The 16,429-nt window shown below is 63.0% G+C and carries 14 protein-coding genes; 5 read left to right on the top strand and 9 right to left on the bottom strand.

Annotation, left to right across the window (positions count from 1 at the left end):
* Window positions 1-326: 326 nt before the first annotated feature.
* Together NKJ78_RS07020 and NKJ78_RS07025 are read left to right on the top strand one after the other, a co-directional pair.
* Complete coding sequence (locus NKJ78_RS07020) at window positions 327-1,871, top strand: helicase HerA-like C-terminal domain-containing protein (RefSeq protein ID WP_352459673.1); 1,545 nt, start codon at window positions 327-329, stop codon at window positions 1,869-1,871.
* 70 nt (window positions 1,872-1,941) lie between these two features.
* Window positions 1,942-2,811 (top strand): aldose 1-epimerase, encoded by an 870-nt coding sequence (locus NKJ78_RS07025; protein ID WP_023684562.1) that lies wholly within the window; start codon window positions 1,942-1,944, stop codon window positions 2,809-2,811.
* Window positions 2,812-2,815: 4 nt separating this feature from the next.
* Here the strand turns inward: NKJ78_RS07025 and NKJ78_RS07030 are convergent, their stop codons facing one another.
* The 9 genes from NKJ78_RS07030 to NKJ78_RS07070 form a co-directional block, all read right to left on the bottom strand.
* Complete coding sequence (locus NKJ78_RS07030; RefSeq protein WP_023687219.1) at window positions 2,816-3,292, bottom strand: DUF4189 domain-containing protein; 477 nt, start codon at window positions 3,290-3,292, stop codon at window positions 2,816-2,818.
* Window positions 3,289-3,984 (bottom strand): hypothetical protein, encoded by a 696-nt coding sequence (locus NKJ78_RS07035; protein ID WP_352562404.1) that lies wholly within the window; start codon window positions 3,982-3,984, stop codon window positions 3,289-3,291. Before NKJ78_RS07035 ends, NKJ78_RS07030 begins: the two co-directional genes overlap by 4 nt.
* Before the next feature lie 13 nt (window positions 3,985-3,997).
* Window positions 3,998-4,573 carry an invasion associated locus B family protein gene (locus tag NKJ78_RS07040; protein ID WP_023670757.1) on the bottom strand — a complete coding sequence of 192 codons (576 nt, stop codon included), beginning with the start codon at window positions 4,571-4,573 and terminating at the stop codon, window positions 3,998-4,000.
* A 9-nt stretch (window positions 4,574-4,582) separates the two neighbouring features.
* On the bottom strand, window positions 4,583-9,532 hold the full coding sequence (locus NKJ78_RS07045) for a YadA-like family protein (protein ID WP_352459672.1): 4,950 nt from the start codon (window positions 9,530-9,532) through the stop codon (window positions 4,583-4,585).
* A 1-nt stretch (window position 9,533) separates the two neighbouring features.
* Window positions 9,534-9,953, bottom strand: coding sequence for a hypothetical protein (locus NKJ78_RS07050; RefSeq protein WP_023738538.1), 420 nt, complete (start codon window positions 9,951-9,953; stop codon window positions 9,534-9,536).
* Window positions 9,954-10,186: 233 nt separating this feature from the next.
* A complete protein-coding gene (locus tag NKJ78_RS07055) occupies window positions 10,187-11,122 on the bottom strand; it encodes a helix-turn-helix domain-containing protein (protein WP_306413643.1) in 936 nt (311 codons plus the stop codon).
* Between the two features lie 808 nt (window positions 11,123-11,930).
* Entirely contained in the window at window positions 11,931-12,131 is a 201-nt protein-coding gene (locus NKJ78_RS07060; protein WP_023684556.1) for a hypothetical protein, read from the bottom strand.
* A gap of 292 nt (window positions 12,132-12,423) precedes the next feature.
* Entirely contained in the window at window positions 12,424-13,233 is an 810-nt protein-coding gene (locus NKJ78_RS07065) for a L,D-transpeptidase (protein ID WP_023692792.1), read from the bottom strand.
* 175 nt (window positions 13,234-13,408) lie between these two features.
* Window positions 13,409-14,071, bottom strand: a complete 663-nt coding sequence (locus NKJ78_RS07070) for a haloacid dehalogenase type II (RefSeq protein ID WP_023702205.1) — start codon at window positions 14,069-14,071, stop codon at window positions 13,409-13,411.
* 168 nt (window positions 14,072-14,239) lie between these two features.
* Between NKJ78_RS07070 and NKJ78_RS07075 the strand changes: the two genes are divergently transcribed.
* The 3 genes from NKJ78_RS07075 to NKJ78_RS07085 all read left to right on the top strand — a co-directional run bounded on the left by NKJ78_RS07075 (window position 14,240) and on the right by NKJ78_RS07085 (window position 16,423).
* Entirely contained in the window at window positions 14,240-15,118 is an 879-nt protein-coding gene (locus tag NKJ78_RS07075) for a branched-chain amino acid aminotransferase (RefSeq protein WP_023731015.1), read from the top strand.
* A 105-nt stretch (window positions 15,119-15,223) separates the two neighbouring features.
* Complete coding sequence (locus tag NKJ78_RS07080) at window positions 15,224-15,826, top strand: superoxide dismutase (RefSeq protein ID WP_023673687.1); 603 nt, start codon at window positions 15,224-15,226, stop codon at window positions 15,824-15,826.
* A gap of 159 nt (window positions 15,827-15,985) precedes the next feature.
* Window positions 15,986-16,423 (top strand): c-type cytochrome, encoded by a 438-nt coding sequence (locus NKJ78_RS07085; protein WP_023684552.1) that lies wholly within the window; start codon window positions 15,986-15,988, stop codon window positions 16,421-16,423.
* Window positions 16,424-16,429: the final 6 nt, after the last annotated feature.

Below are 16,429 nucleotides of genomic sequence, written 5' to 3' on the forward strand. Positions count from 1 at the left end.
CGCACCAGCGTCAGCCGTCCAGTCTACGGTTCCCTGCCAGATATCGCAATGCAATGCGCTTGCGCGGTTGGGATTCGCTTCCCTGACATAGGGCAGCCTGCGTGGACGAACCATGGAACGATTGCCAAACAGCGGCAAAATCCGCAAGTTCCAAAAAACCGATTTGGAGGATTGGTTCAATTTAGACGATTGGCCCAATCTGGATGAATAGCCAACTGGATGGATAGCCCAATTGGAGAATAGCATTGTCGCTGCGCAATGGCCTGACTATACCCTGCGGCACGGCCACAGGCTTTTAACACATCAGTTTGCGGAGACATGGTCATATGGCTGACGACACCAGCATTTTCCTCGGCGCCAGCCGCAAGCCCGACGACAGCTATCAGCGCGCCGAACAGCTCTTGCTGCAATATGGGAACCGCCATGGCCTGATCACCGGCGCCACCGGCACCGGCAAGACAGTCAGCCTGCAGATCCTGGCCGAGGGGTTTTCCAATGCCGGCGTGCCTGTGTTCTGCGCCGATATCAAGGGCGACCTGTCCGGCATTGCCATGATGGGCAAGGCGCAGGATTTCCTGGTCAAGCGGGCCGAGCAGGTCAAGCTCGACCCTTACGACTTCCAGGAATTCCCGGTCATCTTCTGGGACCTGTTCGGCGAGCAGGGCCATCCGATCCGCGCCACCGTCTCGGAAATGGGGCCGCTGCTTCTGTCGCGGCTGATGAACCTCTCCGAACCGCAGGAAGGCATCATGAACATCGCCTTCCGCATCGCCGATGAGGATGGCCTGCTGCTGCTCGACATGAAGGATCTGCAAGCACTGCTGGCCAACATCGCAGCGCGCGCCGACGAGATCAGCTCGCGCTACGGCAATGTCACCAAGCCGTCGGTCGGCGCAATCCAGCGCACGCTTCTGGTGCTGGAACAGCAGGGCGCGGCGCATTTCTTCGGCGAACCGGCTTTGCGCATCGCCGACATCATGCGCACCACCCGCGACGGCCGCGGCGCCATCAGCGTGCTCGCTGCCGACAGATTGATGATGAACCCCAGGCTCTACGCCACCTTCCTGCTCTGGCTGATGTCGGAGCTGTTCGAGGAATTGCCCGAGGTCGGCGATCCCGAAATGCCGAAGCTGGTGTTCTTCTTCGACGAGGCGCATCTGCTTTTCGACGATGCGCCGAAGGTGCTGATCGACCGCGTCGAGCAGGTGGTTCGCTTGATCCGTTCGAAAGGCGTCGGTGTCTATTTCGTCACGCAGAACCCTTTGGACATCCCTGAAAAGGTTCTCGCCCAGCTCGGCAACCGTGTGCAGCACGCGCTGCGCGCCTATACGCCGCGTGAGCAGCAGGCGGTCAAGACCGCCGCCGACACCTTCCGGCCCAATCCCGATTTCGACTGCGCCACCGCCATCACCCAGCTCGGCACCGGCGAGGCGCTGGTCTCGACGCTGGAGGTCAAGGGCGTGCCGTCCATGGTGCAGCGGACATTGATCCGGCCGCCATCGTCTAGGCTTGGCCCGATCACAGCGGACGAGCGCCGCAAGCTGATCGACCAGAGCCCGGTCGCCGGCCAGTACGACCAGACCATCGACCGCGAATCGGCCTTCGAGATGCTGCAGAAGAAAGCCAGGGATGCGCAGGACGAGCAGGCGCAGCAGGCCGACAGCGGGCGCTCGCGCTGGACCATTCCGGGCTTCGGCAATGACGATCCGCCGCCGCAGCAATCAGGCGGTCGCCGCGCCCCGGCGCCGCGGCCGTCCAACCGCCAGACGGTGGCCGAAGCCGCGATCAAAGCGGTGGTGCGCTCGGTCGGCTCGTCGGTCGGCCGCGCGATCGTGCGCGGGATTCTGGGCAGCCTGTCCAGGGGGCGGTAAAAGTGTCGGCCAGCCCACCTCGGACATGATCAGCGGCCAGAACATCGCCATCGACGGCGGTTGGTAAGGGATGGCCGGCCTCCTGGAACTGCGCGACGACCGCGCCCGTCTGGTCCTGGCGCCGCAAAAGGGCGCGGCGATCGCCCGCTTCGACGCACTGGTCTGCGGCGCAACGGTGCCGCTGCTCCGCCCCGACGATGGCACCGGCGCCTCCGGCTGCCAGCTTCTGGTTCCCTGGTCGAACCGCATCTCAGGCGGCGGTTTCGCCTTCGACGGCCGCTTCCATGCGGTCGAGCCGAACGTGCCGGGGGAGGCCTTTCCAATCCATGGCGACGGCTTCCAGAGGGAGTGGCGGATTGCCAGCCATAGCGCCACCGAGGCTGAACTGGTCCTCGACGCCGGTGAAATCGGCCCCTACCGATATACGGCGCGGGTCGCCTATGCGCTGCATGACGGAGCCCTGGATGCCACGCTCACCGTGGAGAATCGCACCGGCATTCGCCTGCCTTACGGACTCGGTTTTCATCCCTGGTTCCCGCGCAGCGCCGGAACGACGCTCGAGGCGAAGGCGGCGCGGGTCTGGCTGGAGGACAAGCATCATCTGCCGGTCGGCCTGGCGCCGGTGGCCGATTACCCCGCGTGGAATTTCTCGAACGCCTCCCTGCTGCCGCGAAGCTGGGTCAACAACGCCTTCGACGGCTGGGACCGCCGCGCCAGGATCACCCGGCCCGAGGACAGGATCGCCATCTCGCTCACGGCCTCGCCGCCGCTCGACGTCTTTATCCTCTATTCGCCGTCGATTGATGCGGATTTCTTCTGCTTCGAGCCGGTGTCGCATACCGTCGATGCGCATCACGGCGAAGGGCTGACCCCGCTTGAGCACGGCGCTACGCTGAGTGCAAACATGCGCCTCGATTGGCGTTCCGCTGCTTCGCTCTGATGCGTCATGTGCACACCCACTCGCGGATCTTGCATTTTTGTCCGTTCCGCTCGCACGCCTGCAGTGTCAGGTCTTCGGCATCCCGGCGTGTTTGCGCCGTCTCGGCGCCCCAACTGGTCAGCCGCCCTTCCGGCTTCTCGCCTACGGCGAGGGCGCCGCAATGCTTGTAGGGAAAGCCGGTATTGTCGTCATCGTCCCAATGGCGATGATTGCGGAATACGCTGACCACGGCGCAGCTGCCGCCGCCGGCGTTCTGGCAATGCTTCAGCGCGATGTCCATCGCCTCCTGCCGCTTGTCGGCGCCCCAAAAGAAGCCGTGCTTCTCGTCGGGGCTCGAATAGGCGATCGCCGCCCAGATGCCTCTCTCCTCCTGGGCCGGCGGCTCGGGCACGTCCGCCGCCGGGGCTAGGTCCGCCGCGCCCAGCCGCCCGGCGCAAAGCAACAGCATGCCGATCGCCGCAATGGCGGAATTCACCCTCATTGTACGCCTCCTTGTTTACCTGCTGCCGAGGCCACGGAAATGACGACGCAGCTGTTGCCGGTTGGCAGCAGCATCGCGTTGCCCCCTCCATTGGCCAGTTCATAGACGCTGATTTGTCCAAGATTGTTGGCGAGCTTGCTGTCTTTCGGAAGCAGGGCCGGAACATCGGCGCAATTGGCCGCGAATGGCGCCACCCTGACCATCGTACCTTCGCAAACGGATGCGGTGGGTGCCGCGAACACCAGACCTGCCGCCGGGCCGCTGTAGCCCTGTGTAGCGTAGTTCATGCCGACCAAGGCTTCCACGAGGTGTTTGTCGGGGGCCTCGTTGTTCCAGATCGACTGGACGCTGTACGTCGTGCCGGTCGTCAGCATCTGCCCAAGGGCTGGGAAAATGTTGGAACAAGACTGCAAGCCTGCCTCTTTGGCGTGTTGCAGAAATGGCGTCTCGGCCAGGGCCGGATTGGGCTGGTTGGTCTCCGCGACCGCCGGCTGCGGCAGTAAATTGTGGAGCAGGTCGTAGCGCATGGCCGCGAAGCCGGCCGTGGCGACGACGGCAATGGCGAGCAACGAGAAGACAGCGGTCCTCGCGCGGTTTCGTTGCGGTCTGCTCCGGTCTTCGATGCCGACCCGGACAGCATCCTTTCCCTGGTTGCGGGAAATTATCCGGTCATGGATCGATTGCTGGTTCATCGCGATTGCCTCGTCAATTGATCGCCGCAACGGCCGCGGCCAAGCCCTTGAGGGTCGCGGTTACGTTGATCGTCCTGCCATCCGTGGTCGGGAAGGAGATGACGGATGCCGCGGCCTTCGAAATCTGTTCGCGCATGATCGGACCAACCGGCAGCATGCCGACGCAGACGGCCTGATTGCATCCGTCGAGTTGAATTTTTATCGGCTCCTTGCGCCCCTCGAATGTCAGCGAGACAGGAGCGTCGCTCTTGGCGATCGGCGGGGCGCGCAAGATCATGTAGGGGTTGCCTTCCTTGGTGGCGGCAAGCGACCAGCTGAACGCAACCTGTCCTGCCTGGTCCTCGATGATCTGGGTGACATTGCAGACCTTTTGGCGCGCCTTCAGGTTCTCGTCGCAGATCAGCGTCCAGTTCTCGAACGGACGGGTGGTCCGTTGATATTCGCCAAGCTTCGCATCCGCAGGGATCGCTACGTCGGAAGGTTTTACCCTGTAGCCGGAAGGGATTGCTTCCTGCCCGGCCGCTAACGGGCCGGACAGGAGCATTGACGTCATGGATATCGCGACAGCAAGGACTGCCTGCCTGATCATGGCCGGGCTCTAGTTCAGCGTAAGGCTGACGCCCGCGCCGACACCCCAGTGTCCGCCTGCCGTCGTACCGGACAGGTTCGCTCGAACACGTCCTTCCTCGCTGGTGTAGCCGGCGCCGAAGGCCAGGGCGCCTTCACCGCGCCAATAGCCTCCGCCGGCGGCCACGCTCAGCTTGCCGGGACGATCGTCGTAGCGCAGCGAGCCGGCCGCCAAGCCGATTGCCGCAGCCTGGCGCGCCTCGCCCCTGACCTCTCCCATGTCCATGTTGAGCTGGCTGAGTTTGGAGTCCGCATACGCATTGGCTTGCTGCAGCGTGGTGGCCGCCACCTGGTTGGTGTAGTTCTTCGAATTGTCTAGGTTGAGTGCTAACCCGCTGTTGAACTGCTGAACATTGACCGCATCGGTGTTGGCAACGCCCGGCCCGACATTGTGGATGACCACCGGCGTGTTCGGGTCGCCGCCGGCAAGGGTAATCGAGTTGGACTTGTTGCCGTTCCCGTCCTTGTCGTACTGGACGGCGAACTGATTCAGGTCGCCGACGCTACCCTGCATGGCTTCGACCGCCTGGTTGGTGGCGAAGAGCTGGCTGCCGTTGATGGCGTCGGTGGAGGTGCCGCTGATCCGGCCCGCCGCGACATTGGTGACGGTGCGCTCGTTGCCGACGGTGCCGACGCTGACCGTGCTGGTCGGAGCTGTTCCGGCGAAGGTATAGGCAACGCCGTTGATCGTGGTGCCGGTGGTGGCGACCGCCGCCGCCGTCGTCGAGCCCGCGCCGAGCGCGACGCTGCCCGGCTCGTTGGCCTTTGCGCCGGCGCCGAGCGCCACCGCCTGCGCTCCGTTGGTGGTCGCGTTGGTGCCGAGGGCGATGCTGTCGGCCTGGTTGACCGTCGAATTCTGGCCGATCGCGATGCCTCCCGGCGCCGTCTGCTGCACGATGGCGCCATTGCCGATGCCGATGCCATTGTCGCCATTGACGGTGGTGCGCGGACCGACCGCAACCGAATCGACGCCGACCGCAAGCGAATCCGCGGCCGTCGAATTGGCGTGGAAGTACAGGCTCCCCGTCACCGCGAACGAGCTCAGCGCGCCCTTCAACTGGCGAAGCGTGACCGCGTCCTGGTCCTGCGTGCCGTCGGCCACGTTGATGATCTGGCGATAGGAGGTGGAGGTGCCGACCGAGACGGCGCCGAGCAGGCTCATGTCCGCGGTGTTGTAGGGAATGAGGCCGGTGCCCGAGAGGATCGATCCCGATACGGGTGCGACCGCCCGATCCGAAACCGAGCCGGCGCCGAGCGCCACGCCGCCGATGACGCTGGCCTGGGTGTCGCGGCCGAGCGCCAGCGCATTGTCGGCGCTCGCGGTCGCCTGGTAGCCCAGGGCGGAAGAGCCGATCCCTTGCGCGAAGGAGTCCGCGACGGCAAGCGTCCTGTCGTTGGTGCGCACATAGCGGATGCCGTCGCCATTGGCGTCGGTGTAGGCCAGCGAGGTGTCGCCGGTAATATTGCTGATCGAATTGCCGAGATTGGTGATGTCAGCAGTATTGGCAGCGATATCGGTGGTGTTCTGCGTCACCTGCTGGTTGGTCGCAAACAGCTGCGAGCCGTTGACCGCATCGGTCGAGGAGTTGCTCAACTGCCCGGCCGCGACGTTCTGGATCTGGCGTTCGGCGCCCACCGAGCCGACCGAGAATGCACCCGCGGGCGTCGCGCCGGCGAAGGTGTAGGCAACGCCGCCGATCGTGGTGCCGCCGACCGCCGTGGTCGCGGTCGACACCGCATTCGCGCCGATCGCCACGTCGCCGGCATTGTTGGCCACAGCATTCGGGCCGATGGCAACGGAATCCGTCCCCAGCGCCTGCGAATCCGCCAGCGTCGAATTGGCGTGGAAATACTTGATGCCGCCGCCCGTGCTGATGCTGTTGATCGTGTTGCCGAGATTGGTGATGTCGGCGGTGTTGGCGGCGATGTCGGTCGTATTCTGCGTCACCTGCTGGTTGGTGGCGAAGAGCTGCGAGCCGTTGATCGCGTCGGTCGACGAATTGCTGAGCCGGCCCGCCGCGACATTGGTGATGGTGCGTTCCGCGCCGACCGCGCCGACGCTGACGGTGCTTGCCGGCGTCGTGCCGGCGAAGTTGTAGGCGACGCCGCCGATCGTCGTGCCGGCGGTGCCGACCGCCGCGGCGGTTACCGAGCCCGAGCCGAGCGCCACGTCGCCGGCGTTGCTGGCGTTGGCGAGGGCGCCCAGCGCGATTGCATTCTGGGCGCCGGCATTCGCTCCTACGCCGAGAGCGGTCGCTTGAAAGGCGGTTGCAAACGCGTTCTGGCCGATCGCGGTGCTGGACGTGGCTGTGGCATTGGCGTTGGCACCGACGGCGGTGCTGTATTGGCCCGAGGCCTTGGAGATGTATCCCATCGCCGTTGCGTCAAGCGCCGATGCGACGGCGCCGCTGCCGAAGGCCGAGGCGTTGGCGTCGGAGGCGCTCGAATTGGTGCCGGCCGCGATGGCGTTTGTCCCCGTCGCGGTCGCGACTGGTCCGATAGCAACGGAGTCCGTGCCCGTTGCGGACGAGTCCGCCGCCGTCGAATTGGCGTGGAAATACTTGATGCCGCCACCGGTGCTGATGCTGTTGATCGTGTTGCCGAGATTGGTGATGTCGGCGGTGTTGGCGGCGATGGCCGTCGTGTTCTGCGTCACCTGCTGGTTGGTGGCGAAGAGCTGCGAGCCATTGATGGCGTCGGTCGACGAATTGCTGAGCCGGCCCGCCGCGACATTGGTGATGGTCCGCTCCGCGCCGAGCGCGCCGACGCTGACAGTGCTCGTCGGCGTCGTGCCGGCGAAGCTGTAGGCCGTGCCGCCGATCGTCGCGCCGCTGGTGCCGACCGCCGTCGCGGTCACCGAGCCCGAACCGAGCGCTACGTCGCCGGAGCTTGCCGTCGCCGTCGCGCCGTTGCCCAGCGCGACATTGCCGGCAAGGCCGGCTGCACCCGCCGTCGAGCCATTGCCCAGCGCCACGGAGCCTTGCCCGACGGCCTTGTTGTTGTTGCCGATGGCAACCGCGCCTGCGGCCTGGTTTGCGGCTGTGGCGGTTGCCGTGCCGTCGCTGTTGGCGATGTTGTTGGCGCCGCCGGTGAAGGCGCCGGTGCCGCTGGCATAGCTCGGATCGCCGATGGAGACCGCGCCGTTGCCGTAAGCCGTGTTGCCCGAACCGATGGAGACGGCCTTGCCGCCGGTTGCCACCGCATTGGTGCCCATGGCGACCGCTTCGGCCGAATCCGCCTTGGCGTTGTTGCCCACGGCGATGGCGCTCGTGGCGCTGGCGGTGGAGAGGGCGCCCAGCGCAACCGCATTCTGGGCGCCGGCATTCGCTCCTACGCCGAAAGCGGATGCTTGAACGCCGGTTGCAAACGCGTTCTGGCCGATCGCCGTGCTGGACGTGGCGGTGGCGTTTGCGTTGGCGCCGACTGCGGTGCTGTATTGGCCCGAGGCCTTGGATATGTACCCCATCGCCGTTGCGTCAAGCGCCGACGCGACGGCCTCACGTCCTACGGCAGCGGAATCGGCGCCGCTGGCGACAGATCCCCAGCCTGCGGCTGTCGCATAGTTGTTGCTGGCCGTGGAACTGGTGCCGAGGGCTGTGGAATTGCCTCCCGAAGCAACGGACAAGGTGCCCAAGGCATTGGCGCCTGCCCCGGTGGCACTGGCCTGGACGCCGAGGGCAACGGAATTGACACCGCTCGAGATCGTACCTTGGCCAAGTGCCATCGCTCCGCCTGTACCGGAGGCTGCCGCATTCAGGCCGATTGCGACGCCGTATTGGGTCGACGCACTGGCGTTGCTTCCCATCGCAACGGCATCGGCGGAAGATGCTTTCGCGGCGGTGCCGAGCGCGACGGCAGAAGCGCCGGAAGAGACCGAATTCGTGCCGATCGCGATGCTGTTGGGCAGTGCGGTGTTGGCCTGAACACCCGCCAGTGCGCCGACGCCGAATGCGATGGACTGGTTGCCCCAGGCACTGGCGGTGTTGCCCATCGCCGTTGCGCTCGTTCCGGTCGCTTTGGTCAGGACGCCTATGGCAACGGTGTTTTGCTGATTTGCCGTGACATCCGTACCAAGGGCGATGGCGCCCTGCGAGAGCGCGCCTGATCCCGCGAGGGTGCGCCCGCCAATGTTGATGGAGTTGATGCTGGTCGCGGTCGCCTGGAATCCAATGGCGACGGCATTCTGGTTGCTTGCGACGGCGCTGTTACCTTGGGCAATCGAATCCACGCCGGATGCCGTTGCCCCGAACCCGAGCGCGGTGGCGCGCAATCCGGTCGCCCGGGTAACAGGGCCGATCGCGGTCGAGTTGACTCCGTCGGCACGCGCATTATTGCCAAAAGCGGCCGCGCTTGTGGTTGCAACCGAATTGACGCCAATAGCGCTTGCTGCGTCCCCGTTGGCCTTGGCGTTCCCGCCCACGGCGAGGGCATTGACGCCGGTTGCGCCTGCGAAGACACCTATGCCTATGGAATTGAGGCCATTGACACCCATCGCATAGCCGATGGCGATCGTGCCGTCGCCCGTTGCACTGTTGGAACTGCCCAAAGCCACGCTGTTATTGCCATTCGTCGCGGCGCCGTTACCGATGGCGACGGCGTTGCCGCCGGTCGCCGAACCGCCGCCAGCCTGATATTGTGCCTGGGCCGGTGTGGCGAGGCCGAGCGCGGCGATCGCGGCCAGGCCGCCGAGCACGCTGGCCGGGCTCACGCCACAGGCCAGAGCCGAACGCACGCTGGTGCCGCTTCTCAATGTTCCCAGACCCATATTCTTGCGACCGAATCCAAGAACCCGGTGAGCCATGCGCAGCACCGCCATCAGGCGGCGCCGCACCGAGCGGCTGTCGGCCGCGCCCGCGATCCAGTTTCCGACAAAGCTTGAAGAAAGTTCGATCCTTCTCCGCCCCTCGACGCGTTTGGTCATGCTAGTTTTTCCTTGCAATTGCCGAGGCGCTCTGATGTGCCGCACCATTCGCCTCGGTGGCCAAAAAATCTTCGAAATTGCGCGTCTTCTCCCGCAACGAGAGACCGACCTTCGCGCCTTGTTTTTCAATCAGCTGATAGGCGCTCGCGACCCATGGCTGCGTCGGCTCTGGAACCGTATGCAGTGCAGCCTCCGTCCGTTCCGGCGGCAGGCTTACCGCCACCAGCGCGCGGCAGAGATCGTAATGAAATCCCGGATCGCCTTCACCACAAGCCGGAGAGGTCAGTCCAAGCACGAAACAGGCCAGGAGATGGTCGAGTTCCGCAGCGCTGATCCGGCTGGCGTATTGGCGTTGCAGTGCAGCCCAGGCCGCTTCGGCCTTAGGCGCGAAGACCTCGATTTCCGCGAATTGAATGTCCATGGGACAATCCGACATGCTGTATCATCTGGTTGCTCCCCCGCCCCAAATGACTTCAATCGCGACCATGAGCACATTCGCGGTGCAGGTATTTTGGAATAATCCGGAATCTTTGTAGGAAAATCCGGTATTTGGTCCCTGCGCGACAACTGTGACTGCTCTGCCACACAACCTTCGACTATACTGAAGATCAATCGAGGTATCGCCGCGGACAATCATGCGCGCCGCAACAGTCGTTAACGTTGCAGCTTCACCTGCCTGGGGGTTCTGTTCCGGTATCTGGACATGGTAACCGTCAGGTGGCTCTGGTCCGAGAATCCACTGAGATGAGCGACTTCCGCAATGGACAGGTCGCTCTCGATGAGAAGTTTTTCGGCGAAATCGAGACGCAGCCGCAGCAGGTATTTGTGCGGCGGCTCGCCAAAGGTCTTGGTGAATGCCAGGATGAAATGGCTCGGCGAAAGGCCACAGAGTGCGGCCAGCTCGGCCACCGCGATTTTGCTGGAAAAATTTACCTCCAGGAATTCGCGCACCCGCCGGGCGCTGCGGTTCGACAGACCGCCCTTTGGGGCTTGTGGCAACTTTCGCGCTCCTGCGTAGTTCCGAAGCAAATGGACGCCGAACATGGTGACCAACGAATCGATATAGAACTCGTTTGGAGTTTCCCGATCCGTCAGTTCCGCCTTCAGCAACTGCGCGAGTTGCAGCGCTTGGAAGTCGACGGTCCCGTACGGCGGCGGCTGAAGCTCGGCATGGCCGGTGTCGAATTCACGCGTTGCCAGCTCGAAGAGACTCTCGGGGGTGAGCGCCACGATTACGCTTTCCGTGGTGGATGACCGGGTCACCTTGCCGCCGAGGTCGGCTGGGACGATCATGATCATGCCGACGTCGCCGTCGTATTCGTGGACTTTGTCGCTGCCCAGCGATGCCGCAATCCCTGGTGAGGGTGTAAGCAGAACCGAAGCGAAATGTTCCGCCGCTTTGAATGTGTGTGATCCCGGCCCATGAACGACATGAGCCGCGCCGCCTCGAAACGTGACCAGGTAGCGCCCCGCGCTTTCCGGAATTCCGTCGAAGATGCGACGATCCGCGCGCCGCCGCTCAGTCCCGGCGCTTTCCTGGACGTTGCCTCTATGTTGCATCTTCGTCTCTGCCACTGCTGCGCCGATCAATCCAATCCTGTGCTGTATCGAGGCGCCCAGAATTCACGTTTGCTCCTGGGCGTTCCTTCGAATCCTACAGATGCTGCTCTATATTGCAAAGAAGAATTTGAGCTCAAATGAAAATTTTACCAGGATTTTGACTATAAATTTACAGGTTTGAATTTTTAGCCAAGGCTACCTGACTATTTTCCGATCTTATCTTACCATTTTGCCTAGTTATTGTGCATAGTGTGCCGTCGCAATCCAGCGTTGTATTCCGAATATAGATCGCGCGGCCATTGACAGAGCTGGTCGACTATCTGTCATTGCCACGGACGATCCAGCAGCAGTTATCGCCCGAACCATGGCTTCTTTCCCTTGTGCTTCTTCATGGCGGTGGCCAAATGGCCTTGATCCGAAAATCCCGCGAGGTAGGCGACTTCGGCGATGGCTTCCCTCCAGGAGCGATCCAGGGCTGCGGACAGAGCATATCCCGCTCCCCCGCATGGTTGCTCTTCTGGGATTGGCATTTTCGGGGATTGTGTCGAGGGCGTGCCGATCGACCCGATCGGCGCCTGCGCTGCGTTCCTGAACCTCGCCCGCATTTTTCATTCAGCCTTGCCTCAGCCGCTTTGCCAGCCCATCGAAATTCCGTGCCGTGCAAACAGCCGACCCGGAAATCCGGACGGTAAGTTGTATCCGCCATAGTCCTGCCCAAAGGCAGCGTAGCGCATCCCGCGGATAGAAAAAACATTGTAAGTGAAGAAAAAAGTTCGCGCGAGAAAAACATGACCTGGCTTGGCCGGCGCTACGGAATTATCCGGCTCACGCAGGCCTGCTAAAGATCGCCTCGGCGTTTCTCGTACAGATCCCAGGACAGCTCGACCATGGCCAGAAGAACGTCTTCCTGGCTCCACCCGGCGGCAACCGCCGCCTCGACAATTCCGCGGACGAGCGGCAGCAATTGGCGCTCGCATTCGGCCGACAGGTTGGCCTCGGCGCCGTCGGCAGGCGGACTATCGAAATCAAATCCCACCATCGGCGTTCCCCCGCCATCAATGATCTAATGAAATGTATGTCTCTGCAATCATACTCCCGTCTAATATACATCAATCGGTAACGAAACACAGCAGCGTCGAGATTGACAGGGCATGGCCGCCCCGATTGCAGCGGCTCCATGGTTCGTCTGGACGTCTTTTTTGGCCTCCTGTTGCCGGCATTGCATATCTTGGATGCGAACCCCAGGCATTCGCGTGAAGCTATCGGGATCCTGACGGGGGTTTGCCGCATGGAGCGGCGAACCTGCCGCTTCATGACATCGATGAAGTCGATCAGGTCACCGGGCCGAGCAGGACCGAGCCATCCGGCACCCCACCATCGATCGGGATGGCTCTGCGGTTTGCGCTCGCCGCCATCGGCTGGCCGATGTCGGACGTCACGATGACCGGGCTCTTCGACGGCACGCGGTCGTAGAGGTCGATGATGTCCTGATTTATCAGGCGCACGCAGCCTGACGAGACGGATTTGCCGATCGAGTTCCATTCCGGCGAGCCATGCAGGCGGTAGAGCGTGTCGACGTTGTCGTGGAACAGGTAGAGCGCGCGGGCGCCGAGCGGGTTCTTGAGGCCGCCGGGCATGCCGCCGTTCTTGGCGCTGTATTCTTCCAGTTCAGGCTGGCGGGCGACCATCTCATCGGGCGGCGTCCATTTCGGCCATTTCTGCTTCCACTGGACGACGGCGTCTCCCGACCATTCGAAGCCGGCGCGACCGAGGCCGACGCCGTAACGGATCGCTTGGCCGCCTTCGCGCACCAGATAGAGGAAATGGTTGGTCGTATCGACGATGATGGTGCCTGGCCGCTGGCCGGTCGGATCGGGAACAATCTGGCGTAGGAACTGCGGGTCCATCTTCTTGATCGGGATGGCCGGGAGCTCGAACCCGCTGTCGGAAATCGGGCCGTACATCGTCGCATAGTCGCCGAGCGGCGGCTCGTCATAGGTCGGCGGTGGCGGTTCGACCGGCGCCGGTGCCGGTCCGGTGGTGGTGCAGGCGGAGACCGCAATCGAGGCGGCACCAAGGGCTGCGGCATTCAGAAAGCCGCGACGGCTCAGGCGATAGGGGTCGATTTCGGTCTTCAACATGGTTGCCTTTTTTAAGTCTCGAATCGCAAGAAAGCGTGAATGCCCTCAAGCGGCGCAGTGGTCGGCCTCTCCCAATGCCTGACGCGATAGGCGGTTCCGATTCTGGCCTGAGGGTGGACAAACAAAGGCGAAGCTGTGACCGCTCTGCCACTGTTGCTCGAAGGCAACAGAGTGATCAGCCGCCGGTCAGCAGGCCGTCAAGCGACGGCAGGATCAGCGCTGGCGGGAAATCCCGGTATTCCTCGGGCTGGTTGGCGCGGTTGATCCACACGGTGCGAAAGCCGAATTTGGTGGCGCCGGCGATGTCCCAGCGGTTGGACGACTGGAACGAGACGGCGCCCGGATAGAGTCGCCAGCCCGTCGCCACCATGTCGTAGGTCGACGGGTCGGTCTTGAAGCGCCTGACGGCGTCAACCGAAAAGATATCGTCCAGCACCTGGTCGAGGGCGGCCGACTTGACCGCCGCTTCCAGCATCTCGGGCGAGCCGTTGGACAGGATTGCGAGCTTGGCGCCGGATGCTTTCAGCGCCTTGAGCACGGCCGGCACTTCCGGATAGCAGTCGAGCCGCCAATAGGCTTCGAGCAGCTTGGCCTTCAGTCCCTTGTCGGCGGAGGGAACCTTGAGCAGGGCGAAATCGAGCGCCTGTTCGGTGAGCTGCCAGAAATCGGCATAGCCGCCCATCAGCGTGCGCACCCAGGAATATTCCAGCTGCTTGGCGCGCCAGATTTCCGAAAGCAGCGGGCCGTCGGGGCCGATCTCGCCGTCATGACGGCGCACGGCTGCGTGCACGTCGAACAACGTGCCATAGGCGTCGAAAACGTAAGCCGCGTAATGCATGGCGACAGTTTTGAGGGCAGGCGGCGCAAGGTGCAAGCATCGATTACAGTCTTGATCGCTTTCTTGGGGCGCTCTGGCCTCAACAAATCCGCTCCATGCCGGTTGACGGCGCCGGTCAAAGCATCTTCCAATGCCTGGCAACAAACAGCTTTGAAGCGGAACCGAACAATGACACTGGCGACTGCGGCGCTATCGGCGACATGGACCTTCGTCGACGGCGACTGGTACGAAGGCAACGTCGCCATCCTTGGTCCGCGCAGCCACGCCATGTGGCTCGGCACCAGCGTCTTCGACGGCGCCCGCTGGTTCGAAGGCGTCGCCCCCGATCTCGAGCTGCATGCCGCTAGGGTGAACGCATCGGCGACCGCGCTCGGCCTCGCGCCGTCGATGAACGTCGACCAGATCGTCGGCCTGACCTGGGACGGGCTGAAGAAGTTCGACGGCAAGACAGCGGTCTACATCAGGCCGATGTACTGGGCCGAGCATGGCGGCTATATGGGCGTGCCGGCCGATCCGGCCTCGACCCGTTTCTGCCTCTGCCTTTACGAATCGCCGATGATCTCGCCGACCGGCTTTTCGATCACCGTGTCGCCGTTCCGGCGGCCGACCATCGAGACCATGCCGACCAATGCCAAGGCCGGCTGCCTCTATCCCAACAATGGCCGCGCCATTCTCGAAGCCAAGGGACGCGGCTTCGACAATGCGCTGGTGCTGGACATGCTGGGCAATGTCGCCGAGACCGGAACCTCGAACATCTTCCTGGTCAAGGACAGCCACGTGTTGACGCCGGCGCCCAACGGCACCTTCCTGTCCGGCATCACCCGCTCGCGCACCATGACGCTGCTTGGCGATTACGGCTTCAAGACCACGGAGAAGATGCTGTCGGTGCGCGACTTTCTCGAAGCCGACGAGATATTTTCGACCGGAAATCATTCCAAGGTCGTGCCGATCACCCGCATCGAGGACCGCGATCTGCAGCCCGGGCCGGTGGCCAAGAAAGCGCGCGACCTTTATTGGGAATGGGCGCATTCGACTTCCGCCGGTTGAGCCGCTAAAAGGCAATTGGCGCTTCATTCCGGAGTTGTTCCAGATCAATGCAGCCCTATCTTAATCCGGTATCCGCACCGGATTTTTCCATGAGGAGTATGACCGATGGCTTTTGAATTGCCCGCCTTGCCCTACGACTACGAGGCCTTGCAGCCTTACATGTCGAAGGAGACGCTGGAGTATCACCACGACAAGCACCACAAGGCTTATGTCGACAACGGCAACAAGCTGGCCGCCGAAGCGGGCCTTGGCGATCTGTCGGTCGAAGAGGTGGTCAAACAGTCGTTCGGCAAGAATGCCGGCCTCTTCAACAACGCAGCCCAGCACTACAACCACATCCATTTCTGGAAGTGGATGAAGAAGGGCGGCGGCGGCAACAAGCTTCCGGGCGCCCTGCAGAAGGCTTTCGACGCGGATCTCGGCGGGTACGACAAGTTCAAGGCCGACTTCATCGCCGCTGGCACCACGCAGTTCGGCTCGGGCTGGGCCTGGGTCTCGGTGAAGGACGGCAAGCTGGCAATATCCAAGACGCCGAACGGCGAGAACCCGCTCGTCCATGGCGCATCGCCGATCCTCGGCGTCGATGTCTGGGAACATTCCTATTACATCGACTACCGCAACGCGCGGCCGAAATATCTCGAGGCCTTCGTCGACAGCCTCATCAACTGGGACCATGTCCTTGAAATGTACGAAGAGGCGAAAGCCTGATCGACCCAGAGAAGCCCCGGTACTCCGGGGCTTTTCTTTCTCAGCTGAAGCAGCAGGCACACAAAATTCGGCAGAATCCGGCCGGCGGACAGGGAATAATCCCGGCCCGCCCTCCGTTAACGTTAGGTCGCGACCCCTCATCATCCTGGAGCCAATTGAATGAGAAAGCTTGTTATCGCCATCTCTATGCTCAGCCTCGCCGCCTCGGCGGCTTTTGCCGACCCGATCCTCGACCGACAGGGACTGATGAAGGAACGAGGCAAGATCGTCGGCGGCCTGTCAAAAATCGCAAAGGGCGAGGCAGACTTCGATGCCGCCGCCGTGCTGACGGCGCTGCAGGCGCTGCAGGTCAACGCGGAAAAGTTCGATGTCGACACGCTGTTCCCGGCCGGCAGCGACAGCGGTGATACCACCGCCTCGCCCAAAATCTGGAAAGACATGGCGGGCTTCAAATCGACCGAAGACAAGTACCTCGCCGACGTCAAGGCCGCAGTCGCCGCCGCACCCGCCGATGTCGATGCGCTGAAGGCGCAGATCGATACGCTCGGCAGTGATTGCGGCACCTGCCACAAGACCTATCGGGTGAAGAAGAGCTGATCCCGG

It is taken from the genome of Mesorhizobium sp. M0037 (assembly GCF_040323635.1).
GTDB lineage: Bacteria > Pseudomonadota > Alphaproteobacteria > Rhizobiales > Rhizobiaceae > Mesorhizobium.